We start from the raw sequence: 26,342 nt of genomic DNA on the forward strand, positions 1-26,342 counted from the left end.
ACGATAATGCCCATCATTGATACCGATGTTCACGAGAGCTTTGCCAGCTTAAAGGACTTGGTGCCGTATCTTCCGGAGCCATACAAAAGCTGGATTGCGAATGGTGCGTGGCGCGGTTTTAGCCAACCGTTCGCCTACACATCGCCGGGCAACGGCAATCGCGCTGACGTCAAGAGCGCCGACGGATCTGCTTCTGTCTCGGATTACAGGTTAATGCGCGATCAGTTGCTCGATTCATACAAGCTGACCTATGCGGTGCTGACCGGTTACTTCTACCCAACCGGGCTGAAGCTGCAGTATGGCCTCGCCAGTGCATTGGCGAGCGCCTACAACGACTACGTTCTTGAGCACTGGATATCCAAGGACAAACGCTTTCTCGGCAGTGTACAGATCAATGCGCGTGACCCCGAAGCGGCTGCGCGCGAGATCGACCGTATGGCCGCGCATCCGCAGATTCGGCAGGTGATGTTGCCGGTGGTGGATGACATCGCTTACGGCCATCCGATGTATCGCCCGATCTTCGCCGCGGCGGAGCGCAACAAGATGATGGTCGCTTTCCATCACACGACGTTTGCTCAGGGGCCTTACGGCATGGGCCTGCATTACATGGAACGGCACTGTCTGATTCCGATTTCGCTGATGCCGCAGGTGATCAGCTTGATCGCTAACGGCGTGTTCGATGCCTATCCGAATCTCCGCTTCATGATTTTGGAGGGCGGATTCAGCTGGCTGCCGCATGTGATGTGGCGCATGGATCGCGAATATCGTCAGGGCCGCGTCGAGATTCCGTGGGTCAAGAAGCTGCCGAGCCAGCATTGCCGTGAGCGGTTGCGGCTCTCAACCCAGCCTACCGAGGACATAAACGGTGAGGACTGGATGAAGTTGATCGATCTGATGGGCACCGATGACATCCTGGTGTTCTCGACCGACTATCCACACTTCGATTTCGACGATCCGAATGCGGCGATTCCGAAATCGCTGCCGACTGGCACGCGCGACAAGATTCTTTGGAAAAATGCGGCAGACTTTTATGGTCTCGACGTCCGCGAGCCGGCAATTCCAAATCAGGCGGCAGAGTGATTTATGGCTAAGCATGTTGTTTGTGAGGTATCGGACCTCGAGATCGGAAAGATTGTTCCAGCCAAAATTGGCCGTTCGCCGATCATCGTCTCCAAGCTGCCGTCCGGAGAAATCCGGGTTGTCGGAGGGCGCTGCCCGCATCAGGGAGCCGAGCTAGAGCACGGCTGCATCTCCGGGATGACCGAAAGCGATGCTGTGAATGAAATGACATTCTGCAACTACGGCGAGACGCTGCGCTGCCCGTGGCATGGGTTTGAGTTCTCACTCGTCGATGGCCTACCTACAGTGAGGGACACAACCCAGTTGCCGATGAAGCTGCGCATCTACGACGTTCACGTCGAAGGCAATCAAGTTGTGGTCACCACATGATGTTGGTTGAGGTGGTTGATGGGAAAGGCGAACGAACTGCCTTCACAGCCGAACCTGGTCAACGGCTACTTCATGCCGGCCTGATGAAGGGGATCGGTCTGCCGCATGAATGCGGAACGGGGACCTGCGGCAACTGCAAGGCATCGGTCGTGACTGGTATGGTCAGCAATCTCTGGCCGCAAGCGCCCGGCACGAAGGTTTGCCGCCGCTCGGGAGAGGTTCTGTTGTGCCAGACAGCGGCAACCAGTCCGCTGCAGGTCAAGCTGAGTTCGGCATTTCTCGCCCCCTGTCAGCCACCTTGCGCAACCAGAAGCGGGCGCCTGACACTCAAGCGCATGCTGACGCCTGACGTTGGTTTGTTCGATGTCTCGCTTAACGAGTCCCCTATAAAATACCAGCCGGGGCAATTCGTTCTTCTGTCTATTCCGGGCGTTGAGGGGCCGCGCGCTTACTCCATGATCAGCCATGAGCCGAATGAGGCGCGCTTGAGCCTGCTCATTCGACGCAGCCCGGATGGCATGTTTACGTCGCGAATATTCGAGGGCGAATGCGATGAGGACGTCGAGGTTTTCGGTCCGCTTGGCCGCGCGACTTTTACAACCTCTGAACAGCGGCCGTTTATCGCGGTAGCCGGAGGTTCCGGCATCGCGGGGATGATGGCGATCATTCGACATGCGCTCGCCGACGGTCACTTTGATGGATATCCCTCGCATTTGTTTTTTGGTCTGCGTCATCCCGATGCGAGCTATTTGCTCGATGAGCTTTCGGAGTTTGTCGAAAGATCGTCCGGGAAACTGCAGGTTACCGTGGCGTTTTCGGATGCTTTGAGTGCCGAATCCGTCACTTCGCGATATCCGGCACTCGGGTTTAGTTTTGGCCCGGTTCATGAAGTCGCGCGCGATTATGTTCGAGGCGTGGTCAAGGCGAGCGACGTGCAGAAACCTCTGTTCTTCGTGGGCGGTCCGCCGCCAATGGTGGACGCAACCATGCGTGCGTTGATCACCGAGTGCAAGATTAGTCCAACAGAGATTCGTTATGACCGTTTCGGCTGAGATATGGTTGCCCTTGGGGCCTCTCGATGACATGGAGGACGGTGAACGGCGAGAAGTCACGCTGCCGACCGGAAAGATCATCCTACTGATAAGGGCAGAAGGAAAAATCCATGCGGTCTGCGCCGATTGCCCTCATCAAGAGACGCCGCTCGCAGAAGGCTCCGTCGATGGGACGATCCTGACCTGTCCGCTGCACTTTTGGCAGTGGGATATCCGAACGGGCGAGGAGATCGGCCTCGCAGAGCTTCCGCTGGAGATTTTCGAGATTCGCTATGACAACGGCGAGTGGTTCGTTCGCGCTTAAATAACACCGCTCTTGATCAGAAGGGCGGAAGAACAGGGAAACGACGATGAAGTTATTGGGGCGGGCAGACTCGCTGAACGTGCGCAAGGTGCTCTGGGCTGTATCCGAACTTGGGACGAGTATTGACCGGGAAGATTACGGCGGCCCATTCGGAAAAAACGATACGCCGGAATATCTGAAAATGAATCCGAATGGACTCGTACCAACTCTCGTCGATGGCGAAACCGCGATCTGGGAATCCAATACGATCATTCGCTATCTGGCAGCAGTTACGCCAAATGACGGGTTTTTCGGTCGGGATGCCGCGAGCACCGCGCAAATTTCGCAGTGGATGGATTGGCAGCTGACGTCTCTCAATCCTCACATGCAGGTCCTGTTCGCCCAGATCGTCAAGCTCGGCGACAAACGAAACGAAAAGGTCGTCGAGGACAATACGACAACGATAAACAAGTTACTGAATGAAGTTCTCGCAAAGAGCTTGCCTGATCAAGGCTTTCTTACTGGTTCCAAGGTCACGGCCGGCGACGTTTGTGTCGGGGTCATGCTGCATCGTTATGTTTCGTTGCTGGGGGCGTCGGGACTTGCCGACCGGGTGATAGCTTATCACAGGGCGTTGGCTGATCGGCTGGGGTTCAAAACTTACGTCGCGATCGGGAAGCCGTAAGGCGAGCGAGATGGACTGGCTGGCCGTATCAGGGGCGGTATTGGCGGTCACCGTCGCATCCTTTGTGCGCGGACTGACGGGGTTTGGCTTTGCCATTGTCGCGATGCCGCTGCTCGCACTTGTTTATCCGCCGGTTGTAGCAGTCCCTGTTGCCACGCTGCTTCAAATTCCCTCCGGCTTGCCGACCGTTCTGCGTGACTGGTGCGACACGAATTTTCGCGCGGCGACGATCGCATGGATCGGTGGCATGCCTGCTCTGATTCCGGGCGTCTTTCTTCTCGGCGTCGTTCCGGCCGACATTATGAGGTTGATTGTAGGTGGTGCAGTTGTTTTCTCGACCGTAGCGCTCGCCTTTGCTCCTAAACTTGAACGCGATCCAAAATCATATGAACTGGTAGGAGCAGGAGCCCTTAGCGGATTAATGCAGGGTGCGGTGGCAATGGCGGGTCCGCCGATCATCCTGCTCATCCTGTCATCATCATGGAATGCTGCGCGTTGCCGCGCCACGCTATCCTTTATTTTTCTTCTCCTTGGCACGGCAAGTCTGGCGTTCGGAACCATCCACGGCATCGTGAACAGGGAGAGTGTGGTGATCGCGACCATTACAGTGCCCGGGCTTTTGTTGGGCCAGGCGATCGGTACGCATCTCTTCGTACGCATTGATGGCAAACGATACCGGAGTGTTTCAACGTTTTGTGTTGCGGCAGCGGGGTTCATGGTCGTCGTGCGCGGTCTGATGTCGCTTTTTTGAGAAGGCTTGGAGTAATGAGAGCAATCAATATCCATCAGTTTGGCGGTCCCGAGGTTTGTGAAATTCAGGAGATAGCCATTCCGACACCTGCCGAGGGCGAGGCGCTTGTCCGCGTGGCCTATGCCGGCGTCAACTTTATCGATATCTATATGCGGAACGGGACGTATGCCCGATCTCATACATACAAAACGCCTCTGCCGATGGTCATCGGTATGGAGGCGTCCGGCACCATCGAGGCGGTTGGCAGGGGCGTAGCCGACTTGAAGGTGGGGCAGCGCGTCGCGTTTTGTTTGTCGCGCGGTTCGTATGCTGAATATGTCGCGGTGCCCGCATGGAAACTGGTCCCGCTACCTGATGACATCTCCTTCGAGCTTGGCGCAGCTGTCATGCTGCAAGGGTGTACGGCGCATTATCTGAGTCACTCTGCCTTTCCTTTGCAGCACGGGCAAAGCTGTCTGGTTCACGCCGGAGCGGGTGGTGTCGGACAATTGCTAATCCAGCTCGCGAAAAATCTAGGTGCCACAGTGTTTACAACTGTGAGCACGCGGGAAAAGGCTGATATCGCCCGAAGCCGGGGCGCCGACCACTGCATTCTCTACCGCGATACGGACTTCCGCGAAGAAATTATGAAGCTGACATCCGGCAAGGGTGTCGATGTGGTCTACGACTCGGTCGGCAAAACGACAATTACCGATAGTATCCGGTGTATCCGCCGTAGAGGCCTTTGCGTGTTGTTCGGAGCGAGTTCGGGTGTTGTGGATGCGATCGAACCGCTTGCGCTTGCAGAAACCGGCTCAGTGTTTTTTACGCGCCCCCATCTAGCAGACTACATGGCGACCGCCGAGGAAATCCGTGGGCGGGCCGGAGATCTCTTCAGGATGGTGAAAGAGAAGCGGTTGTCGATGGCGATCGATACCGTCTTCCCGTTGGCCGATGTGGCCGCTGCCCATCGTTACATCGAAGACGGAAAGACCCGCGGAAAGCTCTTACTCCAAGTCAACCAATAAAAATCAACACAAGAAGGATATAGAAGATGCGTCTAAAAGATAAGGTAGCAATCGTCACCGGTGGCGCCAGCGGAATTGGCAAAGCGATGTGCAAGGCGCTCGGGGGAGAAGGTGCGAACGTTGTCGTGGTTGATCTTGACGGACAGAAGGGTAAAGAGGCCGCGAAGGAAATCGGCGGAAAGAGCATCAGTCTGCAGGCTGATGTGACCAGCTCCGCTTCCATGAACAAGATGGCGGAAGAAGTCGAGAGTCAGTTCGGACGTATCGACATTCTCATTAATAATGTTGGCGTCCGCATTACCAAGCCGTTTCTGGATCACACCGATGCCGACTGGAATACGATGATCCAGACCAATCTCACCGGGCCATTTCTCTGCTCCCGCGCGGTAGTGCCGTTCATGAAACGTGCGGGGAAGGGCCGGATCATCAATACCGCTTCAATCGCGAGCTTCGTCGGACGACCGAACCGCGTCGCCTACGTTTCGGCGAAGGCCGGTCTTCTCGGCATGACGCGAGCAATGGCGATTGATCTCGGCCCGATGGGCATTACCTGTAATGCCATTGCTCCTGGTTCGATCAACTCGCCAATGAACGCCAGTCAAGCAGCTGACGCCGAGAACGATTGGGGCAAGGAAACGCCTATGGGCCGCTGGGGAACAGCGGAAGATATCGCGAATGCCGCAGTTTTTCTGGCACTCGATGAATCGAGCTACATCACGGGCGCCGAACTAAAGGTCGATGGCGGCTGGGTTTCTACCAAGGCCAGAGCGGGCGAATTGGTTTAAATGCCCCCGGGTCAGCGAACAGATTATCGTTCTTAATGCGGATGCAGCGTCAGGCGTTCAACCCAAAAGCCGTGTTGGGCAGTTGAAGAATCCAGTCCGCCGAACCCTTGAGGTGGTTTTCCATAGCGGCTTGCGCGGCCTTGGCGTCTCCGGCCAAAATAGCTTCCGCGATCTGAGCATGATCGTGATGCGAACGCGCGGAATTTTCCGGCTGCATCGATTGCCCCACCTGAAACATTACGATGGGAAGTTGCAGGTTGTCGATCAGCTGCGTCAGTTGTTTATTGCCGCCGAGGCTTACGATCGTGCGATGATAGAGCCTGTTCTGCCGCATGAAGAGCGGCCAGGCGCGTGCAGATCCATCGGGCTTCACTTCATCCCAGACGGCGAGAAACTGCTCGCGATGATCCGCATCATGGATGCGCTCCGCGGCGAGCCTTGCGCCGAGCCCTTCAAGATTGATGCGGATTTGAAACAGGTCGCGCACCTGCTCGCGAGATAGCCGGCGCACCATTGCGCCGCGGTTGGGTGTGATGTCGACCAATCCTTCCGCTGACAGGCGTTGAAACGCTTCGCGGATCGAGCCACGGCTAACACCGAGTTGCTCCACCAGATCGTTTGCGACCAGCCGTTGGCCGGGGACGATGCGGCCCGCGAGAATGGCATTGCGGACACGCTCAATAATGTCGTCGACGGTTTGCCCGCGCCGTTGATTGGGTTCCTCCTTCACGATGATATCCGCGCTCTGCATGGGTCCGGTCCTTGGGTCGCGTTGTGAAGACTATATCCAATGCTTGACTCTCTGGAAGGTCCGAAAATAGTGTAGGGCAATCTTGTAGAACAAAATAGACGCAGGCTCGATCCTGCGCGGGGAAGCGAAACACCAAGGAAAGGATGGCCTCGCCGACAGCGGCTAACTCCTCTGACTGCTCGCAATTCACTTTGAGAATCCACGTGCCGGTTTTGCGCTGCTGATCCAGCGAAAGCCGATCGTGATCGCTTGGGCCAGCGCTCGGGCGGAACGCAATGTCAAAGATCAGGAGCCATCGATGGATTTAGGAATTAAGGATCGCGTCGCCATCGTCACCGGCGGAAGTCGCGGCATCGGCCGGGAAAGTGCCCGCGAGTTTCTGCAGGCCGGGGCCAAGGTAATGATCTGCTCGCGCACCAGGGACGAGCTGGAGAAAACCCGTGACGAACTCGCCAAGCAGACCGGCGGCGAGATCAAGTGCATTGTTGCGGACACCACGAAGCCTGCCGACATCGCGCGGGTCGTGGATGAAACAGTCAAGACGTTCGGGACGATCGATATTCTCGTCAACTGCGCCGGCACGATGTATTCCGGCCGTTTCGAGGAAATGACCGATGAGGGCCTGCAGAAACAGCTCGACACCAAGCTGTTCGGTTTCATGCGGATGATCCGCACCGTCGCCCCGATCATGCGGAAGAAGAAATGGGGCCGCATCATCAGCATGATCGGCGGGGCGGGCAAGGAGCCGGATCCGTACATGTTCGGATCGGCTATTACCAACAGCGCGTTGCTCAACATGACGAAGTCGCTTTCCACCGAATTCGGTCCCGACAACGTGATGGTGAACGCCGTATGTCCGGGTTGGGTGGCGACCGCGTTATGGCGGCAGCATGCGGACGGCCTGCAGAGAGAGCTTGGCGTCAAAGACGAGGAAGAAGCGCGGCGTTTGGCCGCGAAGAAAAACGCGCTTGGACGCTTCGGCAAGCCGGAAGAGCTTGCAAGCGCGATTGCGTTTTTGTGCTCGGAGCGTGCAAGCTACATCACCGGCGTTTCGCTCAACGTCGATGGAGGCCGGTTGAAGGGGCTCTGGTAAGAGGCTTTTGTGGGTGGTCCGTGAGCGGGCCGTCTATCCTGATCAAGCGAGGCGAGCGGTGAGATGATCGAACTGCAGGGCATCGGGAAAACGTTCGGCGCCGGCGCAAGCAGGACGCTGGCGGTTGCCGACGTCAACCTAAAGATCAAGCCGCGTTCGATCGTCGCTCTGATCGGTCCGTCCGGTTGCGGCAAGTCCACGCTCCTCAACATGGTCGCGGGCCTTTACAGGCCGAGTAGCGGCCAGGTTGTATACGACGGCCGCAGCGTATCCGACGTCAACACAGATGTCGGGTATATGACGCAGAAAGACAACCTTCTGCCTTGGCGCAATGTTCTCGACAACATTTCGCTACCTCTTGAATTGATTGGCACCGCACGCGAGGCACGGTACGAGCAGGCGAGTGAACTGATCCGCCAAGTCGGCCTCGAAGGCTTCGAGGACAAATTCCCCAGCAGTCTTTCGGGCGGCATGCGCAAGCGTGTCTCTCTGGCACGGATGCTGCTGTACCGGCCAAAGACGTTGCTGCTGGATGAGCCTTTCGCCGCGCTTGATGCGCAGCTCCGGCTCGCGATGCATGATCTTCTTCTCAAGCTGTGGTCGGAACAGCAACAGACCATCATTCTCGTTACGCACGATCTGGTGGAAGCCGTGACGCTCGCGGATCGCGTCGTGGTATTCACCAAGCGGCCCGCGATGGTGGCGATGGATCAGGCGGTCGATCTGCCGCGCCCACGCGATGTTCGCGAGGTTCGTTTCACCAAGTCATTTCACGACATCCACAATTCGATCTGGGATCGCCTTCGCGAGGAATATGACGAGGACAAGGTTTGAGCGAGCAAGCCGCACTTGAGAACGTCGAGGTTCAAGCCGGGGCTACTGATGCCGATCAGAGCGACGGGCTCGCGGCTGTCAGTACACCGGTGATGGCGGCCTGCCAGATTGTCTTCGGCATTGTTTTGCTGGTGATCTGGCAAGCCGCATCCACCTGGCTGATCGATCCGTTCTTCATCAGCAGCCCGACCGAGGTGCTGGCACGGCTATGGGCCTGGACTCGCGACGGCAGCATTTTCGTTCATATCTGGGCGACACTGTATGCGACATTTCTCGGCTTCATCATTGGGTCTGTGGCCGGTGTGATCGGCGGAATCTGGCTCGGCATGTCGCCGTTCGTCAGTCGGTTGCTAAACCCTTATATCTGGGCCTTCAACGCTCTTCCGAAGGTGGCACTGGCGCCGCTCCTGATCTTGTGGTTCGGCCTTGGCATCCAGTCAAAGGTCGCGCTCGCGGCGGTACTTGTCGTGTTTTTGGTTTTCGTCAACACGTTTTCCGGCGTGCGTGAGGTCGACCGAGATTTGATCGACGGCGTCCGGCTGATGAAGGCGAACCGCTCGCAAATCCTGATGAAGGTCATTCTGCCCTCGGCGATGTCGTGGATTTTTGTTGGTTTGAAGTCGGCCCTGCCTTTCGCGCTGATTGGCGTGATCATTGGAGAGATGATCGCTTCCAACAAGGGGCTTGGATACCTCGTTCAACGCGCGGGCAGCGAGTTTGATACGGCGGGTGCTTTTGCCGCCCTGACGATTATCGCGGTGATCGCTGCTGTTCTCAATGAACTTGTTCAGGCGGCGCAGTCGCGGCTGGAACGCTGGAAGATCGTAAGTCGATAAAACAGAAAGCACCTCAAGGGTGGAAACAGGAGGAGGCGCTAAGATGAGAATTATCAAGTGTGCGGTCCTAGCCATGTTTGCGGTTATCGGTGCGACATGTGCCAATGCCCAGGAAGCTGTTCGTATCACCAATATCGGGCACGGCTATTATGCAGGGCCGCTTTACGTGGCGATGCGCGAGAAGCTGTTCGAGAAGCATGGGTTGAAGGCCAACGTTACCTTCGTTAAGGGTGGTGCGCTCGTGCTGCAGTCGCTGCTCAGCAAGGATGCCGATTTCGGCGTGTTGAGTTATGAGCACGTCATTACGGCTGCAGCGCAGGGCAAGGACCTCGTGGAGGTCTTCAATATTACGACGCGGCCGATCAACAATGTGATCGCCAACAACGATATGCTGAAGTCTGACGCCAAAATGTCATTAAAGGACAAGATTCTGTCCTTGAAAGGCAAACGTGTCGGTACGCCTTCGGCCGGCGGGTCCGGAGAAAAGATGCTCGGCGTTCTCGCCAAGAAGTATGGATTGAATCTGCCGGGAGACATCCAGCTTGTCTATCTTGGTGCGGATGCCGGCGGCTATGTCGGTGCGTTTCAGGCCAAGATGATCGACGCGGCGATGCCGTTCGAACCGGCGGGCGCCATGCTCGAACAGAAGAAGCTCGGCGGTATTCTCGTCAACCTGATGAGCGGTGACGTCGAGCAGTTCCGCGATCTGAATTTCATGGGCGTGGCGACAAGCCCCGATCTCATCAAGAGCAATCCGGCACTCGTGAAGAAAGTGGTGGCTGTGTTCGCCGAGGCCCAGCAGATCCTGCTTGATCCGTCGCGGGGCAAGAAGATCATGGCTCAGGAATTTCCGCAGATGGAGGCTGCTACCAATGAGCGGTCTTACGAAATTCTGTCTCAGATCTGGAGCAAGGATGGACGGATGAGCGTTGCTGGCGGCAAAAAGGTCTACGACTTCCTGCAGCCAAATGGCGACAAGAAGATCGAGTTCGAGAAGACGTTCACCAACGATTTCCTTCCTGCAAAGTAGGTCAACATGACCGCCGATCCGCACCTCGTCAGCGAAGAGCATTGGGCGCAGAAGGGGGATGTGTCGCTGTTCGTGGCGCGCAAGCGGTTGCGCGAGCGCTCTGCGGATCAGAGACAGCGTCTCCCCGTGATTCTGGTGCATGGTTCGTCGAATTCGGCGCTGCCGACGTTCGACCTCACCGTGCCCGGACATCCTGACTATTCGCTAATGGACTGGCTGGCGTTGCGCGGATGGGATGTCTGGGCGATGGACCATGAGGGATATGGCCGTTCCACCGTTACGTCCGGCAATTCGGATATTGCGACCAGTGTCGAAGACCTCAAGGCGATGGGCAACGTGATTGCGGCCGAGACAGGTACTACGGCATTCAATTTGTACGGTCTGTCGTCGGGTTCGCTGCGGGTTGCAGCCTTCGCACAGTCCGCGCCCGATCGCGCTGCGCGGATCGTGCTGGATGCGTTCGTGTGGACGGGCGAGGGCTCGCCGACGCTGGAGAAGCGCAAGGAGGGAGTCGCGCAATTCAGGGCGTCCAACCGACGCGCGATCGATCTGGATTATCTTGTTGGAATTTTTCTGCGTGACGGGCCGGGGACAACCCATCCTGCCGTCGCCGAGGCGTGTGCGCTTGCGCAACTCAAGTACGACAATTCCGTTCCAACAGGAACCTATCTGGACATGACGACCAAACTGCCGCTGGTCGATCCCGCGAAAATTTCCTCGCCTACCTTCGTCGTGCGCGGTGAGCACGACAGTCTGGCCACCATGAGCGATCTTCTGGCGTTTTTCGATCGCTTGTCGACAAACGATAAGAGGTTTGCGGTTCTACCGCATCTCGCTCATGTTGCCACGCTCGGCAAAAATCGCCACGTGCTTTGGAATGCTGTCGACGAATTCTTTCAGGCGGGATTCATCTCACACCGGTAGCGCGATCGAATATTTTACCTGACTGAGGGCAAAGCTCGATTCGATCGATGCAATTCCATCGAGCCGTGTCAGCTTGGTTTTGAGGAATGTCTCGTACGAGGCCAGATCGGCCGCAACCACGCGCAGTAAATAATCGCGGTTTCCGGTCATCAGATAGCACTCGAGCACCTCGCTCCATCCCGAAATCGCCTTGGCGAAGCGATTGAGGTCTTCCTCCTTCTGGCGCTCAAGCTTGATCGAGATGAAAACGCTCACGTGCAGGCCGAGCGATTTCTGATCGACCATCGCGCCATAGCGCGTGATGATTCCGTTTTCTTCGAGCAGCTTCACGCGGCGATGGCAAGGCGAAACCGATAGGCCCACGCGCTCGGCGAGATCCTGCATTGTAATCCGACTGTCTGTTTGGAGAATTGAAAGGATTTTGCGGTCGATCGCATCGAGTTTCGACATTGGAATATATCCATAATATTTATGGTCAAAGTATTATTATATCCCAATATTGTGAGTTTTATTGTAATATTTTGAAATATTTGAAGCCCGCTATGGGATTAGGCTGAGTGCCATGATGTAAAATTATAGGACGCGGCAGATGGCAGCCCACGATGATCGACTGGCAGTTCTCGCCGAGCTTGAGCGACGCGTTCTGTGGCTGGCTTCGTGGACTATTCATCAGGCCAACCATGTCCGGGAGCCTGGCGAGGTGAAGGTCGGGGGCCATCAGGCATCGTCGGCCTCGCTCGCGACCATCATGACTGCACTCTATTTCGATGTGTTGCGGCCGCAGGATCGCGTTGCGGTCAAGCCGCACGCTTCGCCGATCTTTCATGCCATCCAGTATCTCGCCGGCAACCAGTCGCTGGAGAAGCTGCAGAATTTTCGCGGTTTCAAGGGCGCGCAAAGCTATCCATCGAGGACCAAGGATACCGACGATGTCGACTTCTCCACAGGCTCTGTCGGTCTTGGGGTGGCGCAGACGTTGTTCTCGTCACTTGTGCAGGATTATGTCCGGGCTCATGGCTGGATGAAGGATCGCCCCGAGGGGCGGATGGTCGCGCTCGTCGGCGATGCCGAAATGGACGAGGGCAATATCTATGAGGCCCTGATCGAGGGCTGGAAGCATGGCCTGCGGAATTGCTGGTGGGTTGTCGATTACAACCGCCAGTCGCTCGATGCCGTTATCCGCGAAGGGTTGTGGCAGAAATTTGAACAGATGTTCGCGAATTTCGGCTGGGATGTCGTCATTCTCAAGCATGGCGATCTGCAGCAGCAGGCGTTTGCGGAGCCTGGTGGCGAAGTGCTGCGCAACTGGATCGACCGTTGTCCCAATCAGCTTTATTCGGCGTTGACCTTTCAGGGCGGTGCGGCGTGGCGGAAGAAATTGCTCGACGAGATCGGCGATCAGGGGCCTGTCAGTGCCTTGATAGAGCGCCGCAGCGATGCCGAACTGGCGGCGCTGATGAACAATCTCGGCGGGCACGACATGCCTAGCCTTCTCGACGCGTTCGAGAAGGCATCATCGCATGACCGGCCGACATGCTTCATCTGCTATACTATTAAAGGCTTCAGCCTGCCGCTCGCGGGCCACAAGGACAACCATGCAGGATTGATGACGCCTGCGCAGCTGGCGACTTTCCAGCAAAGCGCGGGCGTCCGCTTCGGCCATGAATGGGACAAATGGGAAGGCGCGACGCTGGATGCGGCGAAACTGGAATCCTTCGTGCGCGCCGCGCCATTCTTCGCCAAAGGGCGGCGACGGCATTCTGCGCCCAATGTTCCTGTCCCGGACAAGCTTGCGATCCCGGCCAATGCCGGGAAGGTCGTTTCGACGCAAATGGGCTTCGGCCAGATCCTGAACGAGATCGCGCGCGAGGATAGTGAATTCGCGTCGCATATTGTCACCACGTCGCCTGACGTTACCGTTTCGACCAACCTCGGTCCCTGGGTAAACCGTCGCGGCTTGTTTGCGCGTGCTGCGCTTGCCGACACCTTCAAGGCGGAGCGAATTCCATCGACTTATAATTGGGAGTTCGGTCCCGTCGGCCAGCATCTCGAACTCGGAATTGCGGAATCGAATTTGATGATTATGCTGTCGGCGCTCGGGCTGTCGCACTTCATTAATGGCGTGCGGCTGCTGCCTATAGGCACTGTCTATGATCCTTTCATCTATCGTTCGGCCGACCAGTTGAATTATGCCTGTTATCAGGATGCGCGCTTCATGCTGGTGGCAACGCCGTCGGGGATTGCGCTGGCGCCGGAAGGCGGCGCACACCAGTCCATCGGCACGCCGCTGATCGGCATGGCGCAGGACGGCCTGTGTGCGTTCGAGCCAGCGTTCATCGACGAACTTGCGGTCATCATGCGGTTCGGCTTCGACTACATGCAGCGCAATGGCGACGGCGATCCGGACGAGAGGACATGGCTGCGCGATCAGACCGGCGGCTCGGTCTATCTGCGTCTCTCCACCCGGCCATTGGAGCAGCCTGTGCGGGAGATGACAGACGAGCTCGCGAACGACATTATTCGCGGTGCGTACTGGATGCGGCCGCCGACGCCGAATACATCGGTGATGATTGCCTATCAAGGCGTCGTCGCGCCGGAAGCCATCGCAGCGGTAGGCCTGCTGGCGGAAGACCGCCGTGACGTGGCGATTCTCGCGGTGACGTCCGCAGACCGGCTTAATGCAGGCGCTCAGGCCGCGGAGCGTGCGCGGCAGCGCGGGAACGCCGGTGCGGCGAGCCACATCGAGCGCATGCTGTCGAAACTAGACCGGAATTGCGGCATCATCACCGTCATCGACGGGCATCCGCTGACGCTATCATGGTTGGGCAGCGTGCAGGGGCATCGGGTCAAGGCGCTCGGGGTGGAGCATTTCGGTCAGACCGGGACGATCTCCGACCTCTATCATCACTACGGCATTGATACGAATGCGATCGTTCATGCGGCGCAAGCTGCATCGAACGGAAGGACGGTGAGGTATCTTCGGGCACTCGCGACGTAAGGCAAACTTGCCATCATCCTTACATCTCACTTGCGGGTTATCCCGAAGCGCAAATCGGCAACATGCCGGGAAATCGTGTTCCGGGATCTCCGACATTGATTGCTTCGGCGGGGATCACATTAGGAGAAGCGACCGGGTGGTTTGGTGGATTGCGCTGGCGCTATCTGGGTGAGCGGCCACTGACAGAAGACAATGTGTTTCGCTCGCCAGCGACAAGTTTGTTCAATGGCCGGATCGGTTATCGTTTCGAGAATGGCTGGCGCATCCAGTTAGATGTCCTCAATCTGTTTGATACCAAAGCTGACCAGATCACCTATGCTTATGGCTCCATGTTGAAGACTGACAACCTGTTCGCGATGTGCAAGTCAGGTGCACCGCCGGCGGCAGTTTGCAGTAACGGTGTGATGGATCGCGTGCTTCATCCCGTTGAACCGCTGGCGGTTCGCTTAACGCTAGCGGGACGATTCTGAAAAGTCGCGATACCGGCGGTGAGGCCATCAATCTCAAATTTCGCTTGAACGGTTCGACGCCAGCGCAGTGGCTATGATGGTGTGGGATGAGAAGAAAAAGGCTTGGCGCAAACTAAATCCCTGAATGGGAGCGAGGAAATCGCTGTTTGTGAAAGGTAGTTCCCTGTTTTCAGTCGACCATTTTTCTAGCATATCTCCATAAACACCCATTTTTCGCAGACAACATGCGCTCGAGTGGGCATTCTTACGTAAAGTTCGCTTTTATTCCCTGTTATCGGCGATTTCAGCTGGAGAATGGTTCGAACGACACTGCGGCCCCAGCCAGACAGTATCGATTCTGGAGAATATTGTTTTTTTAATGAGAAAGGCCCGCCAATGGCGGGCTTTCTGAAGGTCGTGAAGTCTCCGCACTTGCAATGCTCAACTTTCGCCGCCAAATCTCTAGAAAATCTCCAGCCGGATCCCAAAAAACTCCCGTTTTGCCGAAACTTGGCTGGAGACAAGTTGGTAGCACTGAGTACTGGGCAGACAGGACAAATTCCGCTCGACCGACTTCACCCAATCAGTACGCCGAGATGCCTCCGTCTCTAGACTGAGCGCTCTAGGACGTTCTTGACAGTCGTGGGGAACCACCGGCCCCCGCGGGCCGTGTGGACATCGCGAGTGTTCAAGGCTTCAGCGATTTCCCGTAGTGTGGTTGCACCCGCTTTATGAATTGATCAGATTATCGGAGGCGGGGCGGGGTTGAAAGTGGTCTCGACAAGTATCGGTTGCATTGGCTCGTTGATCTGCGGGGAAAATAACAATCCGCTCTCTCGATACACGTTGATGGCACAGAGTGAGCAGATTCGCACTGAATGCGGTTTTCGTTCTTTGACGGAAGCCATCGGCACGATGAGCCCGACGGGAAGCTCGTATTCCATATTTTTAGTGCACTAACTGAATTTGGACGAAGCATCATTCGCACGGTCTTACTCGAAGTGCTTGATCATTGCCCAATGAGTCGGTTGCTCGCCGCGGGCGAAAGGAGATGGGCGGCGGAGAGCTCGATCCTTTGAGTATTGCGGGGAAGACGGCTGGTGCGGTTCATTGTCACTTGCCTCAAGTGCGCTTCAGCCGAATTCGCGTGGAACCCAGTTGTCATCGTCCTTGAAATATTTGTGTTTTACCGCCGCCCACGCGACCCGGTGAGCTGTTTGCTCGCGCTGCCTAAGACTGCCCACTTGGTATTCCTCCCAGGCATTATTGAAGGCAGCCAGGTAAATCTCCTGAGCATGGAACGGTAAATGCGCTTGTATGGATGCGGGCAGTTTGTCGACCGATGCATAGGGCAAGGTAGTAGCCCTCCATATATTGATCAGGCGAAGCGCATGGTGGCGTTTCGTTATGATATCCAATCAATTCTCGGAGTCTTTCTCAATACTGCAGGTGGGGCTGATTTCGGATGGCCCACAATGATTGGAGCAACAGGCGCATATCCGTCCGGAAGTTTTATTGCCGAATTTCCGTTCCGAGTTCCGAGCCAGCCCTGCGCAAAACCGATCCAGCATGTCCCCATCCCCGCCGCATGCGCCGCCAGCATCAAGTTTTCTGCGGCCAAGGAACAATCCTCGACAGCCCATGGACCTTTAGGTGCAGAGATAACGATCAGCGTGGGTGCGCCATAGAAGATATCGAAAGTCTCGTCATTGAGAATATTCAAGAAGTGATGCGAAGCCAGCGCAGTAGAAGATCTTTGAAGCATATAGGATTTTGCTTCAGTGGAAATCCGCGCCAGCAATTCCTTGTTGCGGATAATTGTAAACAACCACGGTTGTTGATTGATGGCACTAGGAGCCTGAATCGCGGCGTCGACCAATTCGCGTAGAGTAGAGTCGTCCATGGGCTGAGTCATGAATTCGCGAACAGCTCGCCGGCCGCGAATGGCTTCGCTGATATCCATCGTCGTCTCCGATCCAACATAAATATAAAGCGCACCGCGGGCTGGCTTGTCTTGATATCGATCAAGCCATTCGGCCGCTGATGGGGAAATTATAGCTAGTACTGGTCTCATGCCGATTGGCTCTTTGATTCTTCATTCGGGATGTCGAATGTACCGCCGTTGGCGGCGCACTACGAAATAGGGCAGGGGTTACTGGATTACTTTTTGAGTCTTCCACAAATCACAAAGAGCACCGCCATGAATCACCCGGACTCCACTGAAGCTTATGCTGGCAGCGATTCATTTCAGTCTCGTCGTAAATGGATGGTCGAACACCATATTGCTGCTCGAGGCGTTCGCGATAAATTGGTGCTCGAAGCTATGGAGCGGGTGCCGCGTGAGCTGTTTTTGCCAGAAAAGCTGCGTGAATTTGCTTATGAAGATGCTCCGCTGCCGATTGCTGAAGAGCAGACAATCTCGCAGCCTTACATCGTAGCCTTCATGGCAGAAGCATTGCTGCTCAAAGGCGGCGAGCGAGTCCTCGAGATCGGTGCTGGATCCGGCTATGCCGCAGCCGTATTGTCGGAGATCGCGGGGGCTGTTTACACCGTCGAGCGACTTGGGCCGCTTGCTGAGAGGGCTGCCATACTGCTCGCGGAGTTAGGCTATCATAATGTCCATGTATTGCATGGGGACGGAACTAAAGGATGGCCAAAGCATGCTCCCTTTGATGCGATCGTCGTGGCTGCCGGTGGGCCGAGAGTTCCGGAATCGCTTAAACATCAGTTGAAAATAGGAGGCCGGCTTGTGATGCCGGTTGGCAGCGACCGATCCGGCCAGGAGCTTGTACGGGTTACGCGCGTTTCGGCAAACGAATACCTGAGCGAAGATATCGCGGATGTCCGTTTCGTCCCATTGATCGGTGACGAAGGATGGACAAGCGCGCAAGAACAGAGACCAGCAGGTTTGCGTGGTGGCGTAACAAAGCCCCTAACGTCCGAAGTCGAAATGCTGGTCCGACATATTGGGGAAGCAGCAGAATCATTTCCATCCATTGAGGCGGCCGATCTCAACTCCATGCTGAGCAGAATTGGTTCTGCGCGAATTGTTCTGCTTGGCGAGTCAACTCACGGCACGTCTGAATTTTATCGGATGCGCGACAGAATCACGCGCGATCTTATTATTAAGAAGGGATTTCGCTTTATCGCCGTCGAGGCGGATTGGCCGGATGCCGCCCGCGTCGATCATTATGTGCGGCACTTCCAGTACCCACCTTCCGAATGGACCGCTTTCGCCAGATTCCCCACCTGGATGTGGCGAAATACTGAGGTTCGCGACTTCGTCAGCTGGCTACGGAAATACAACGGAACGCTAGACCATGAAAAGCGCATCGCTTTTCATGGTCTAGATCTTTATAGCCTCTATGATTCGATTAGGTCGGTGCTGAACTATCTCGACGAGGTCGATCCGGATTCGGCACGGATTGCCCGCGAACGCTATGGTTGCTTGACGCCTTGGCAGCATGATCCGGCAACATATGGCCATGCAGCCCTAACCGGCTCTTATCCGCTATGCGAACCTCATGTTGTCCGCGCGCTTACCGATCTTTTGGCAAAACGCCGGGCATACGCAGAACATGATGGAGAGCGGTTTCTCGACGCTGAACAGAATGCGCGCCTTGTGGCAAACGCGGAGCGCTACTATCGCATTATGTATTATGGCTCGCGGGCATCCTGGAATCTGCGCGACAGCCACATGTTCGAAACACTAACCAATTTACTCTCATTTCACGGCCCTGATAGCAAGGTGGTTGTGTGGGCGCACAACTCTCATATCGGCAATGCTGCAGCGACTGAAATGGCCGCTCGTGGCGAGTATAATTTGGGGCAACTCTGCCGCAAGAAGTTTGGATCGCGGGCCTACTTGATTGGATTCGGTACCCATAGTGGGATGGTGACCGCGGCATCCGATTGGAATGGGCCGATGGAGATTAAAACGATCCGACCGTCGATTCCTGAAAGTTACGAACGCTTGTGTCATGCGACCGGCCTAGCGCGGTTTACACTGGGCCTGCGTAACGAGGGTTACTTGCGTGGATCAACAGCTCTTGGCAAGGAACGCCTTGAGCGTGCAATTGGCGTAATCTATCGGCCTGAAACAGAACGGGAGAGTCATTATTTCCGGGCAAATTTGCCGCTGCAGTTCGACGAATATGTCTGGTTCGACAATACGCACGCTGTAACAGCTTTGGATACAGAAGCCGTCAAGGACCTGCCAGATACTTATCCCTTCGGAGTGTAGGCCCGCCACCTTGCTTCAATTGGATCAGTCGCCTCCTAATATATGGCGGAGAGAGCAATATCCGCTTCGTGCCACCAAAGTTCGCTCGCTGACGGCTGAGACGCGCGCGAGGCTCTGCAAGAGCATGATGGACTGAAATTCCATACGATTGCGCCTGCCGTAACCTGCAGCAAACTTGGCACCGGACACCAACAGGTTTAGGGGTGCTCTGATTTGAGTTATGTCAACATGCGGCGCTGCATTCATCCTAGCTTTTATCGATCAAATGGGAGACATAAATATGTATGCGCTCACTTCCAAGGCTTGGTCGCCATACGCAGCCGGACTGATAATTGGTCTGCTGCAAATCCCCGCATTTCTGTTGATTGAAACGGCGCTTGGCGCTTCGTCGGCTTATGTGACAGTGGGAGGAGCGGCTGTCAGCCTGATCGATCCGTCGTTACTGGTGAACGATTACGTTTCCAAGCACGTTGCCATTACCGCCAAAAATCTTTGGCAAGTTGCGATGGTTGGCGGCATTGCGATCGGTGCTTTTATTTCAATGAAGATGTCAGGAGCACAGCGAGAACCAATTTCTCCAATTTGGACACGTGCGTTGGGTTCGTCGTCTTGCGCCGTGCGCTACGCGGTCGCCTTTTCGGGAGGATTTTTGATGTTGTTCGGCGCCCGCATAGCAGATGGTTGTACTAGCGGCCACGGCTTATCGGGAATTGCGCAGCTGTCCGTTGGATCAACTATCGCAGTGTTTGCCATGTTTGTCGGCGGAATTGCGACAGCATCGGTCGCGCTTCGGCGCATTTGAAAAAAGGAGGCAATTATGTCGATCACAGCAGCTATCATGGTTGGCATTTTAATGGGGATAGTATTCGGATTTGCCTTGGAGAAATCGCGCGTATTTGAACCAGGGATGATTGTCGGCCAAATGCAGCTCCGCAATTTCATCATGCTTAAGGTATTCCTCTCCGCCGTTGCCACCGGAGCCGTCGTGCTCGCGGTCCTCAATGGTTTTGGCTTTGTCAAGCTTCAACCTAAAGCAACGCTATATGCAGCAGATTTGGTGGGAGGATTGTTGCTCGGTGCGGGAATTGCGCTGTCAGGTGCTTGTCCTGGGACAACACTCGCTCAAGTAGGTGCGGGTTACAAGGACGCGTTGTTTACGCTTCTGGGAGGACTGTTTGGCGCGGTCGCTTTCTCCTACATGCAACCGTGGCTTGACCGCGAACTGATCGGTTCGGGACCAAAGCTGATCTTTACTGATCTCGCGGGCCTATCTTACTGGCAAGGCGCGCTAAGCTTAGCGGGAATTCTCATTATTGCGTTATTTTTACTGGAACGAGCACGGTCTTGGCGCAACGAACTCGGAAATAACCTCGATGGCGATAGTAGACTAGAATCAAGGCACCTGCTGGCAGCTCAGATTGAGCTTAGGGTTACGAGAAAGCAACTATAGTCGACGCCGCGCTCTATTCGAAACGAGTGAGGTATGAAAGGTGAGGCGTCGATATTCCAAGTAAGGTTGCGGTATCGAAGTCGTAGCTGACATGGATCATCAAGTGGTTCTCCCTGAAGTATGATTTTCGGATGGAAGATAGATAGATGGCAAGAAAGAGGCATACGGCTGAAGAGATCGTTGCGAAGCTTCGGCAGGTTGATGTGTTGATGGCACAGGGCCGGCAGGTCGCAGACGCGGTCTGAGCGATAGGCGTGACGGAAGTCACGTACTATCGATGACGAAACGAGTACGGTGGCCTGAAGGGCGATCAGGTGAAGCGACTCAAAGAGCTGGAGACTGAGAACAATCGTCTCCGACGAGCGGTGTCGGATCTGCAGCCCAACCATGTCTAGTCCTATGACTTCGTCGCTGACCGCACCGACGATGGTTAGGCGCTCCAGATGTTGTGCATCATCGACAAGTTCAGTCGTGAGAGCCTGGCCATCCGTGTGGCACGGAAGCTCAAGGCCACCGACGTCATCGAGGCATTCTGCGAGTTGTTCGTCTCGCGGGGCATCCCTGCGCACATACGTTCAGACAATGGCCCTGAATTCGTCGCCGAGGCGCTTCGGGATTGGATCGCCACCGTCGGAGCCATGCGAATCGCGGCAACTGCGATAGGTCAGCCCGGCCGAGCAGGGGTACCCTTTAAATCCCGGCCGGGCTCTAGCCGCCATCATATGCCCAAGCGGCGAGCCCAGGTTACCGACCTTCCAACCATCAAAATTGAGGTATGTTAATGAAAGGCGCGATTGTCGCGATGCTCGCGTTTATCTGCGCTGTATTGATATTCAAACACGCACGCGTCACACCGCGTACCCAGACTATGCGCCAGCGCCGATGGGGCGATTACGTTACTTGCGCGCAATCAAGGCATCACAGATTTATCGGCAGAGTCCGCAGGATGACCGGCAATAGCTTTGGCTTCTTCTTCTGCCAGAAGCTTATGGAGGATGTTTCGCTTTTCCTCGTTTCGCTCTTCTTCCAGCAGCTTTCGGTAGTGGCGGATGTTCTCGAAGTGAATGAACTGATCCATCGAAACCTCCCATACCCGCTCAGGAGATAGGATGGACGATATCGGTACTTAAAAACCTCCCCAATAACGACTGCGTGAAAGAAGCTGGCCTCTCAAGTTAATTCTCTACCCCTAGAAGGTGAAAAGCTCCGCATTCTACCCGTAGCGTATCTATTTTTTCCTATTTTCTGGAGCGGGTCGTTGGACGTTGATGCCATCGCACCCGTGGCAATCTTGGCACTTATTAGCAATATCTCGAAGGGCCACTTCCGAGAGATCTTCAATGCTACGAATCTTGTTGGCCATAGCCAGTGACGCAAGCTGTTGTGCTAGGCAAGCCTTTATGGACGGAGTTCGTTGCGAGAGCGGGAGACTATCGACGAGACCATCAAGCGCTCGCCTAAGCTCATCAACCCCGAACGGTCCTCGAGTTGAATTTGAGCATTTCATAGCCAAGTTCTCCGCGCCGAAAATAAAAGCGTGTCGATTCGGCTACTGATTGATCCATATCAATCAGGGAGCGCTTTATCGTTTACGTATCTAACTTTCATTTAGTGCCCTCCGCACTTGGGCGAAGCTCACGGTCAGGGTTTTCGGACCGCCAGTTTGATATCGGTCCGATAGATTCGATTGAGCGTTTCCGATGGCAACTCTCCGAACATAGTCCAGTAATCGTGCGCGAAACGTCCCGGGTTAAGAAATCCATGCGCAAGAGCCACGCCTGTCACCGTGGTAGACGCATTCGGTTTCCTGAGAATGGCGAGGGCGCGATCGATTCTGACTTTCTTAGCGAAGGCCATTGGCGAATAACCGCGAAGCTTCTCGAATGTCCGGAATAAGGTACGGGCGCTGACCCCGGTTACTTGGGTCAGGCTTTCCATAGTGATCGGCTGATCCCAGTTCGCCTCGATGAATTCCTCGGCTCGCTTAACATGTTCAGGAGATGTTTCAGATGGCGTGCGATGAAGCTGGTCGACGACCTGATGGCGAACGGTCATAAGAAATTGGATAATCATAGCCTTCTTGAATTGGCGAATGGCTAGAGATGCAAGACGAGGGCGCTTGTCATTGAAGCAGGATGCCGGCGATCACGACATTATTTGCATCAACAAGTAAAGGGATGAGAAAGCCGAACTGTTTAACCTGGCGTGCTGCATGAGGCGTACACGGCTGCGACCCTAATCTGGCCATCGTTACGCAACACCTGAAGCGACACCTCCGTACCGTGACGGCGCACCAACAGGTCCACCGACGACTGTCCCAGCTGCAGATTGCGCAGGGTCACATCTTCGAGAAAGTGCGGCAATCGGGGATTTTGGAGAAGGATTTCGTTGCGCCCGGGGTCGAACTCGAGTCCGAGCGAAGCCTGCAAAAGAAGAAGTGGTGTGCCGGCCGCCCAGGCTTGGGGCGAACAGGCAACCGGATAAAGCGTCGGGCCACGCTGCCGGCCGCGCTGAAAACCGCAATACAATTCAGGTAACCGCCGCAAGTCCATGTAGCTCGCAGCGTCAAACAGACTCTTGAAGATGCGCTCCACCGCGCCCTTGTGCCCGTAACGCGCAAAACCGGCTGCGATGATAGAATTGTCGTGCGGCCAGATCGAACCGTTATGATAGGACATCGGATTATAGCGGTGCTCTTCGCGCGCGACCGTGCGAATGCCCCATCCCGAAAAGGATGAGGGGCTCATCAGTCCGCCCACGATCCTTTCGGCCCGTTCCGGCGGCGCGATGCCACTGAACAATACCTGGCCTGCATTCGAGGTGCGCACGCGGCACGGCTGCTTGTTGCCGTCAAGGGCGAGTGCATAGGTGCCGATTTCCTCGCACCAGAACGCCTGATCAAATTTTTCGGCAAGCTCTGTCGCCTGAGCATCGAGCGTATCGGCGATGGCGTGCTTGCCAAGCTGACGTGCGCCCTGTGCTATCAAGCGTTTTGCCGCGTAGACATAGCCCTGCACTTCGCACAGTGCAATCGGCCCTTCGGCGAGCGATCCATCGGCATGAAAAATTGCATCCTGCGAATCTTTCCAGCCTTGGTTCGCGAGTCCGTTTTCGTTTGTCCGATAGTATTCAACGAAGCCGTCACCGTCGGGATCGCCCGGCCCATCAATCCAGCCGAGCGCGGCCTCCACGTTTGGCCAGAGATGACGCAAGGTTTCGATGTCGCCGGTGTGCGCGACGTAGAGTCCCGCCAGCAGCACAAACAGCGGCGTGGAATCGGCGCTGCCGTAATAGAGGCCGAACGGCACCTCGTTCAAGGCGGCCATTTCACCGCCACGCATCTCATGCAGGATTTTCCCCGGCTGGGCATCCGCGAGTAAATCGTGATCTTTGGCTTGATAGGCGGCGAGCCGCTGCAATACGCCTCTGGCGATACTCGGATGGCACCACAACATCTGCAAAGCGGTGATAACCCCGTCACGTCCGAACGTGGTCGAGTACCAGGGAATGCCGGCATAGGGATAGGAACCCTGCGGCGTCTCGGTGGTGAGCATCGCAAGATCCGACATTGACCGGCATATCATCTCGTTGAAAATTGAATTCGACGATGTGATGGTTGCCACCCCGCGGCTCGCATTTTTCCGCTCCTGAAACGCTGCGCGCAAACCTTTCCGGAAGGGAAGGGGAGGCCCAGCTTCAATAGGGTCATCGCATTTCACCGTCAGGTAGACCGACCGGGATTCTTGAGGCAGAAGCTGGAAACGATAAGAGGCTTTGTTGCCGGACAGACTTTCCGGCGCGGGCTCGAAGAACAGGACAGTACGGCGACGATGGTCATCAAGGCCGAGATAGTTCAATGAAACCTCGGTCATCCCATGGACTACCGCACGAGCGATGCCGCGATGCGGCCGCTTCATCCCGCGAACTTCGAACAAGTCGGCAAAATCGCTGTCAAATGCGAGCGAGAGCCGCACGTCGAAAGGCCGGTCGTCATGGTTTTGCATGCGCAGCCGCTGGTAGGCCTTGCCGCCCCAGAGAAAGAATGTGCGCACCACATGCAGTACGTCCCTCGGTTGCACGAGCTGTCCGTTCAACTCGATGTCGGGATTGGTGAGATCGACAGTGAGGACGGAGTTATCGTCGCGAACGCTGGAGCCAAGCAACAACGGCTGGCTATCGTTTATCAAAAGCTCGAGTCGCGAGAGGTGACGCGTGTCGCGATAGAAAATCCCATCGGGACTTCCCAAGGCAGTCCCGATGTCGGCATGGCTATCCAGCACCGCGAAACAGTCGCCGTGCTTGAGAGTGCGCCGAGGCCGCGTGGAAGCGTCCGTCCCCGGAATATAAAACGGCGTCTCTTGGGCTTCCTCGACGAGCGGTTCAGCCGATTTTTGCCTATGCAAGGTGAAGTCCCAACTTTTCCGCTACAGTGTCATCGGTCTGCAACGGCAGGAGGCGTCCGAACTCACTCGCCGATTTCGGCTTGTGGAGCAGAGTGCGGTAGAGGTCTACATAATCTTCCGCCATCCGCGTGGAGGAGAAGCGGCGTTCGAAACGCTGGCGCACCTTTTGCCGGTCAAGTGCAACGACCCGAGGCAACGCTGCAATTGCATCCTCCATCGTCTCGACAACAATGCCGGTTACTCCTTCGTCGATGATTTCCGGCACCGAGCCGCAACGAAATGCCAGAACCGGCGTCCCGCAAGCCATCGCCTCGATCATCGAAAGACCGAACGGCTCCGGCCAGTCAACGGGAAACAGCAACGCCAGCGCGTCACCAAGAAATCGAGTCTTTTCCTGCTCATTAATCTCGCCGATGAATTCCACACCAGGTTCTTTGAGGAGGGGCTCTATTTCTGTCCGGTAATACACTTCATCTACACGGTCCACTTTGGCTGCGATCTTGAGCGGAATACCAAGTGCCTGCGCAATCTGGATTGCGCGATCGACGCGTTTCTCAGGTGAGATCCGACCAAGGAAGGCCAAATATCCACCTTTTGGCTGGAAGGTCGGTGTATGCGCGTTGATCGGCAATCCGTGATAGATGGTCGCCGCGAAATTAGCCTTCGGCACCGGGCGGCGCTGGTCATTGGATATCGAGACCAGCGGCATATCGTCGAAGCCGATATAAAGTGGCAGCAGGTCGGGCAAGTCCTGACGGCCGTGCAGAGTGGTGACTGTTCGTCCCGCAATCGACCTGAACAACGGAAATTGAAACTGATCGATATGGAAATGTAGAATATCAAAATCGTCCGCAAGCTGCCTGACGCGATCCAGCATCAGCATGTAATATGGAATAGTGTCACGTATCCTGCTATCCAACCGGAGCGCCGTCGGTACGCAGGGCACCAAGTTCGCCGCGCTGATCGAATCGCCGCTTGCGAATAAAGTGACATCATGACCGAGATTCACTAGCTCTTCGGTCAGATAGGACACGATCCGCTCTGTGCCTCCATAAAGGAGCGGCGGCACGCTTTCCATAAGCGGCGCGATCTGTGCGATTTTCATTTTGTGCTTTCGGTTGTTAACGGGAGCAACTCCCCGATGGACCTGAATGTTCCGAACCATCGCCTTCACGACTTAGCGACACTGCCATAAGCGGCAATCCGCGCCCAAAAGCCACACCGGACATCCATAATGAGATAAGGCGTTGAGTAGCTTTTCCAACAAAAGAACCCATATACAAGACGTGAGGTTGCTCTCCCGCAAAAGTAGCATCGCG

27 protein-coding genes and 2 pseudogenes are annotated in these 26,342 nt (G+C 55.8%); 20 read left to right on the plus strand and 9 right to left on the minus strand.

Annotation, left to right across the window (positions count from 1 at the left end; translation table 11 throughout):
* Nucleotides 1-6 precede the first annotated feature (6 nt).
* Genes AC1RNA_RS15145 through AC1RNA_RS15180 form a run of 8 tightly spaced genes read left to right on the plus strand, consistent with a single transcriptional unit; the run spans nucleotide 7 to nucleotide 6,012 of the window.
* A complete protein-coding gene (locus tag AC1RNA_RS15145; RefSeq protein ID WP_009340537.1) occupies nucleotides 7-1,080 on the plus strand; it encodes an amidohydrolase family protein in 1,074 nt (357 codons plus the stop codon).
* A 3-nt stretch (nucleotides 1,081-1,083) separates the two neighbouring features.
* The gene (locus AC1RNA_RS15150) at nucleotides 1,084-1,449 is read left to right on the plus strand and encodes a Rieske (2Fe-2S) protein (RefSeq protein WP_492951626.1); all 366 of its coding nucleotides are present in this window, start codon (nucleotides 1,084-1,086) and stop codon (nucleotides 1,447-1,449) included.
* The gene (locus AC1RNA_RS15155) at nucleotides 1,446-2,501 is read left to right on the plus strand and encodes a 2Fe-2S iron-sulfur cluster binding domain-containing protein (protein ID WP_492951627.1); all 1,056 of its coding nucleotides are present in this window, start codon (nucleotides 1,446-1,448) and stop codon (nucleotides 2,499-2,501) included. The genes AC1RNA_RS15150 and AC1RNA_RS15155 overlap by 4 nt, the downstream gene beginning before the upstream one ends.
* Entirely contained in the window at nucleotides 2,485-2,805 is a 321-nt protein-coding gene (locus AC1RNA_RS15160; RefSeq protein ID WP_009340540.1) for a Rieske (2Fe-2S) protein, read from the plus strand. The genes AC1RNA_RS15155 and AC1RNA_RS15160 overlap by 17 nt, the downstream gene beginning before the upstream one ends.
* A gap of 46 nt (nucleotides 2,806-2,851) precedes the next feature.
* A complete protein-coding gene (locus AC1RNA_RS15165) occupies nucleotides 2,852-3,469 on the plus strand; it encodes a glutathione S-transferase family protein (protein ID WP_492951628.1) in 618 nt (205 codons plus the stop codon).
* A gap of 10 nt (nucleotides 3,470-3,479) precedes the next feature.
* The gene (locus tag AC1RNA_RS15170) at nucleotides 3,480-4,220 is read left to right on the plus strand and encodes a sulfite exporter TauE/SafE family protein (protein WP_009340542.1); all 741 of its coding nucleotides are present in this window, start codon (nucleotides 3,480-3,482) and stop codon (nucleotides 4,218-4,220) included.
* A gap of 14 nt (nucleotides 4,221-4,234) precedes the next feature.
* The gene (locus tag AC1RNA_RS15175) at nucleotides 4,235-5,227 is read left to right on the plus strand and encodes a quinone oxidoreductase family protein (protein WP_492951629.1); all 993 of its coding nucleotides are present in this window, start codon (nucleotides 4,235-4,237) and stop codon (nucleotides 5,225-5,227) included.
* 26 nt (nucleotides 5,228-5,253) lie between these two features.
* Nucleotides 5,254-6,012 carry an SDR family NAD(P)-dependent oxidoreductase gene (locus tag AC1RNA_RS15180; protein ID WP_492951630.1) on the plus strand — a complete coding sequence of 253 codons (759 nt, stop codon included), beginning with the start codon at nucleotides 5,254-5,256 and terminating at the stop codon, nucleotides 6,010-6,012.
* Nucleotides 6,013-6,061: 49 nt separating this feature from the next.
* Here AC1RNA_RS15180 and AC1RNA_RS15185 read toward each other — a convergent pair whose 3' ends face one another.
* Nucleotides 6,062-6,763, minus strand: a complete 702-nt coding sequence (locus AC1RNA_RS15185; protein WP_048756535.1) for a GntR family transcriptional regulator — start codon at nucleotides 6,761-6,763, stop codon at nucleotides 6,062-6,064.
* Nucleotides 6,764-7,061: 298 nt separating this feature from the next.
* On the opposite strand from AC1RNA_RS15185, the gene AC1RNA_RS15190 reads away from it, so the two are divergent.
* The 5 genes from AC1RNA_RS15190 to AC1RNA_RS15210 all read left to right on the plus strand — a co-directional run bounded on the left by AC1RNA_RS15190 (nucleotide 7,062) and on the right by AC1RNA_RS15210 (nucleotide 11,480).
* A complete protein-coding gene (locus AC1RNA_RS15190; protein ID WP_492951631.1) occupies nucleotides 7,062-7,856 on the plus strand; it encodes an SDR family NAD(P)-dependent oxidoreductase in 795 nt (264 codons plus the stop codon).
* 63 nt (nucleotides 7,857-7,919) lie between these two features.
* Nucleotides 7,920-8,690: an ABC transporter ATP-binding protein gene (locus tag AC1RNA_RS15195; protein WP_009340547.1), complete on the plus strand. Its 771-nt coding sequence runs from the start codon at nucleotides 7,920-7,922 to the stop codon at nucleotides 8,688-8,690.
* Nucleotides 8,687-9,526 (plus strand): ABC transporter permease, encoded by an 840-nt coding sequence (locus AC1RNA_RS15200; RefSeq protein WP_492951632.1) that lies wholly within the window; start codon nucleotides 8,687-8,689, stop codon nucleotides 9,524-9,526. Before AC1RNA_RS15195 ends, AC1RNA_RS15200 begins: the two co-directional genes overlap by 4 nt.
* Nucleotides 9,527-9,599: 73 nt before the next feature.
* Entirely contained in the window at nucleotides 9,600-10,556 is a 957-nt protein-coding gene (locus AC1RNA_RS15205; RefSeq protein WP_492951633.1) for an ABC transporter substrate-binding protein, read from the plus strand.
* Between the two features lie 6 nt (nucleotides 10,557-10,562).
* Nucleotides 10,563-11,480 carry an alpha/beta hydrolase gene (locus tag AC1RNA_RS15210; protein ID WP_492951634.1) on the plus strand — a complete coding sequence of 306 codons (918 nt, stop codon included), beginning with the start codon at nucleotides 10,563-10,565 and terminating at the stop codon, nucleotides 11,478-11,480.
* Here the strand turns inward: AC1RNA_RS15210 and AC1RNA_RS15215 are convergent.
* On the minus strand, nucleotides 11,469-11,930 hold the full coding sequence (locus tag AC1RNA_RS15215; RefSeq protein ID WP_492951635.1) for an Lrp/AsnC family transcriptional regulator: 462 nt from the start codon (nucleotides 11,928-11,930) through the stop codon (nucleotides 11,469-11,471). The two genes, AC1RNA_RS15210 and AC1RNA_RS15215, sit on opposite strands and share 12 nt — an antisense overlap.
* A gap of 139 nt (nucleotides 11,931-12,069) precedes the next feature.
* Here AC1RNA_RS15215 and AC1RNA_RS15220 point away from each other — a divergent pair, with 139 nt between their 5' ends.
* Together AC1RNA_RS15220 and AC1RNA_RS15225 are read left to right on the plus strand one after the other, a co-directional pair.
* Complete coding sequence (locus AC1RNA_RS15220) at nucleotides 12,070-14,478, plus strand: thiamine pyrophosphate-binding protein (protein ID WP_492951636.1); 2,409 nt, start codon at nucleotides 12,070-12,072, stop codon at nucleotides 14,476-14,478.
* A 20-nt stretch (nucleotides 14,479-14,498) separates the two neighbouring features.
* Nucleotides 14,499-14,948, plus strand: a pseudogene (locus AC1RNA_RS15225) (TonB-dependent receptor domain-containing protein); the annotation flags it as partial.
* Nucleotides 14,949-15,535: 587 nt separating this feature from the next.
* On the opposite strand, the gene AC1RNA_RS15230 reads toward AC1RNA_RS15225, so the two are convergent.
* Nucleotides 15,536-15,664 (minus strand): recombinase family protein, encoded by a 129-nt coding sequence (locus tag AC1RNA_RS15230; protein ID WP_492951684.1) that lies wholly within the window; start codon nucleotides 15,662-15,664, stop codon nucleotides 15,536-15,538.
* 34 nt (nucleotides 15,665-15,698) lie between these two features.
* On the opposite strand from AC1RNA_RS15230, the gene AC1RNA_RS15235 reads away from it, so the two are divergent.
* A complete protein-coding gene (locus AC1RNA_RS15235) occupies nucleotides 15,699-15,887 on the plus strand; it encodes a hypothetical protein (protein ID WP_492951685.1) in 189 nt (62 codons plus the stop codon).
* 173 nt (nucleotides 15,888-16,060) lie between these two features.
* Here the strand turns inward: AC1RNA_RS15235 and AC1RNA_RS15240 are convergent, their stop codons facing one another.
* The gene (locus AC1RNA_RS15240) at nucleotides 16,061-16,345 is read right to left on the minus strand and encodes a ChaB family protein (protein ID WP_349509556.1); all 285 of its coding nucleotides are present in this window, start codon (nucleotides 16,343-16,345) and stop codon (nucleotides 16,061-16,063) included.
* Complete coding sequence (locus AC1RNA_RS15245; protein WP_009340555.1) at nucleotides 16,333-16,890, minus strand: nitroreductase family protein; 558 nt, start codon at nucleotides 16,888-16,890, stop codon at nucleotides 16,333-16,335. The genes AC1RNA_RS15240 and AC1RNA_RS15245 overlap by 13 nt, the downstream gene beginning before the upstream one ends.
* A 237-nt stretch (nucleotides 16,891-17,127) precedes the next feature.
* Here AC1RNA_RS15245 and AC1RNA_RS15250 point away from each other — a divergent pair, with 237 nt between their 5' ends.
* From AC1RNA_RS15250 to AC1RNA_RS15265, 4 genes and pseudogenes are all read left to right on the plus strand, one after another.
* A complete protein-coding gene (locus tag AC1RNA_RS15250) occupies nucleotides 17,128-19,170 on the plus strand; it encodes a protein-L-isoaspartate(D-aspartate) O-methyltransferase (RefSeq protein ID WP_009340556.1) in 2,043 nt (680 codons plus the stop codon).
* Between the two features lie 280 nt (nucleotides 19,171-19,450).
* The gene (locus AC1RNA_RS15255) at nucleotides 19,451-19,972 is read left to right on the plus strand and encodes a YeeE/YedE thiosulfate transporter family protein (protein WP_492951637.1); all 522 of its coding nucleotides are present in this window, start codon (nucleotides 19,451-19,453) and stop codon (nucleotides 19,970-19,972) included.
* Nucleotides 19,973-19,987: 15 nt separating this feature from the next.
* On the plus strand, nucleotides 19,988-20,620 hold the full coding sequence (locus AC1RNA_RS15260; protein ID WP_492951638.1) for a YeeE/YedE thiosulfate transporter family protein: 633 nt from the start codon (nucleotides 19,988-19,990) through the stop codon (nucleotides 20,618-20,620).
* A 146-nt stretch (nucleotides 20,621-20,766) separates the two neighbouring features.
* Nucleotides 20,767-21,258, plus strand: a pseudogene (locus AC1RNA_RS15265) (DDE-type integrase/transposase/recombinase); the annotation flags it as partial.
* 272 nt (nucleotides 21,259-21,530) lie between these two features.
* Here the strand turns inward: AC1RNA_RS15265 and AC1RNA_RS15270 are convergent.
* The 4 genes from AC1RNA_RS15270 to AC1RNA_RS15285 form a co-directional block, all read right to left on the minus strand.
* Nucleotides 21,531-21,698 (minus strand): hypothetical protein, encoded by a 168-nt coding sequence (locus AC1RNA_RS15270; protein ID WP_492951639.1) that lies wholly within the window; start codon nucleotides 21,696-21,698, stop codon nucleotides 21,531-21,533.
* Between the two features lie 563 nt (nucleotides 21,699-22,261).
* Complete coding sequence (locus tag AC1RNA_RS15275) at nucleotides 22,262-22,693, minus strand: helix-turn-helix domain-containing protein (RefSeq protein ID WP_009340563.1); 432 nt, start codon at nucleotides 22,691-22,693, stop codon at nucleotides 22,262-22,264.
* 122 nt (nucleotides 22,694-22,815) lie between these two features.
* The gene (locus tag AC1RNA_RS15280; RefSeq protein ID WP_492951640.1) at nucleotides 22,816-25,023 is read right to left on the minus strand and encodes an amylo-alpha-1,6-glucosidase; all 2,208 of its coding nucleotides are present in this window, start codon (nucleotides 25,021-25,023) and stop codon (nucleotides 22,816-22,818) included.
* On the minus strand, nucleotides 25,016-26,128 hold the full coding sequence (locus AC1RNA_RS15285; protein WP_492951641.1) for a glycosyltransferase family 4 protein: 1,113 nt from the start codon (nucleotides 26,126-26,128) through the stop codon (nucleotides 25,016-25,018). Before AC1RNA_RS15285 ends, AC1RNA_RS15280 begins: the two co-directional genes overlap by 8 nt.
* Between the last annotated feature and the right edge of the window lie 214 nt (nucleotides 26,129-26,342).

It is taken from the genome of Afipia sp. GW821-FHT14H12, from assembly GCF_058803465.1.

Bases quoted from the DNA above. Each gene is read 5' to 3' on its own strand.
- AC1RNA_RS15210 (WP_492951634.1), top strand. From the start codon at position 10,563: ATGACCGCCGATCCGCACCTCGTCAGCGAAGAGCATTGGGCGCAGAAG.
- AC1RNA_RS15155 (WP_492951627.1), top strand. From the start codon at position 1,446: ATGATGTTGGTTGAGGTGGTTGATGGGAAAGGCGAACGAACTGCCTTC.
- AC1RNA_RS15150 (WP_492951626.1), top strand. From the start codon at position 1,084: ATGGCTAAGCATGTTGTTTGTGAGGTATCGGACCTCGAGATCGGAAAG.
- AC1RNA_RS15250 (WP_009340556.1), top strand. From the start codon at position 17,128: ATGAATCACCCGGACTCCACTGAAGCTTATGCTGGCAGCGATTCATTT.
- AC1RNA_RS15170 (WP_009340542.1), top strand. From the start codon at position 3,480: ATGGACTGGCTGGCCGTATCAGGGGCGGTATTGGCGGTCACCGTCGCA.
- AC1RNA_RS15190 (WP_492951631.1), top strand. From the start codon at position 7,062: ATGGATTTAGGAATTAAGGATCGCGTCGCCATCGTCACCGGCGGAAGT.
- AC1RNA_RS15205 (WP_492951633.1), top strand. From the start codon at position 9,600: ATGTTTGCGGTTATCGGTGCGACATGTGCCAATGCCCAGGAAGCTGTT.
- AC1RNA_RS15275 (WP_009340563.1), bottom strand. From the start codon at position 22,693: ATGATTATCCAATTTCTTATGACCGTTCGCCATCAGGTCGTCGACCAG.
- AC1RNA_RS15270 (WP_492951639.1), bottom strand. From the start codon at position 21,698: ATGGATCAGTTCATTCACTTCGAGAACATCCGCCACTACCGAAAGCTG.
- AC1RNA_RS15255 (WP_492951637.1), top strand. From the start codon at position 19,451: ATGTATGCGCTCACTTCCAAGGCTTGGTCGCCATACGCAGCCGGACTG.
- AC1RNA_RS15165 (WP_492951628.1), top strand. From the start codon at position 2,852: ATGAAGTTATTGGGGCGGGCAGACTCGCTGAACGTGCGCAAGGTGCTC.
- AC1RNA_RS15145 (WP_009340537.1), top strand. From the start codon at position 7: ATGCCCATCATTGATACCGATGTTCACGAGAGCTTTGCCAGCTTAAAG.
- AC1RNA_RS15285 (WP_492951641.1), bottom strand. From the start codon at position 26,128: ATGAAAATCGCACAGATCGCGCCGCTTATGGAAAGCGTGCCGCCGCTC.
- AC1RNA_RS15260 (WP_492951638.1), top strand. From the start codon at position 19,988: ATGTCGATCACAGCAGCTATCATGGTTGGCATTTTAATGGGGATAGTA.
- AC1RNA_RS15175 (WP_492951629.1), top strand. From the start codon at position 4,235: ATGAGAGCAATCAATATCCATCAGTTTGGCGGTCCCGAGGTTTGTGAA.
- AC1RNA_RS15195 (WP_009340547.1), top strand. From the start codon at position 7,920: ATGATCGAACTGCAGGGCATCGGGAAAACGTTCGGCGCCGGCGCAAGC.
- AC1RNA_RS15220 (WP_492951636.1), top strand. From the start codon at position 12,070: ATGGCAGCCCACGATGATCGACTGGCAGTTCTCGCCGAGCTTGAGCGA.
- AC1RNA_RS15215 (WP_492951635.1), bottom strand. From the start codon at position 11,930: ATGTCGAAACTCGATGCGATCGACCGCAAAATCCTTTCAATTCTCCAA.
- AC1RNA_RS15160 (WP_009340540.1), top strand. From the start codon at position 2,485: ATGACCGTTTCGGCTGAGATATGGTTGCCCTTGGGGCCTCTCGATGAC.
- AC1RNA_RS15245 (WP_009340555.1), bottom strand. From the start codon at position 16,890: ATGGATATCAGCGAAGCCATTCGCGGCCGGCGAGCTGTTCGCGAATTC.
- AC1RNA_RS15180 (WP_492951630.1), top strand. From the start codon at position 5,254: ATGCGTCTAAAAGATAAGGTAGCAATCGTCACCGGTGGCGCCAGCGGA.
- AC1RNA_RS15185 (WP_048756535.1), bottom strand. From the start codon at position 6,763: ATGCAGAGCGCGGATATCATCGTGAAGGAGGAACCCAATCAACGGCGC.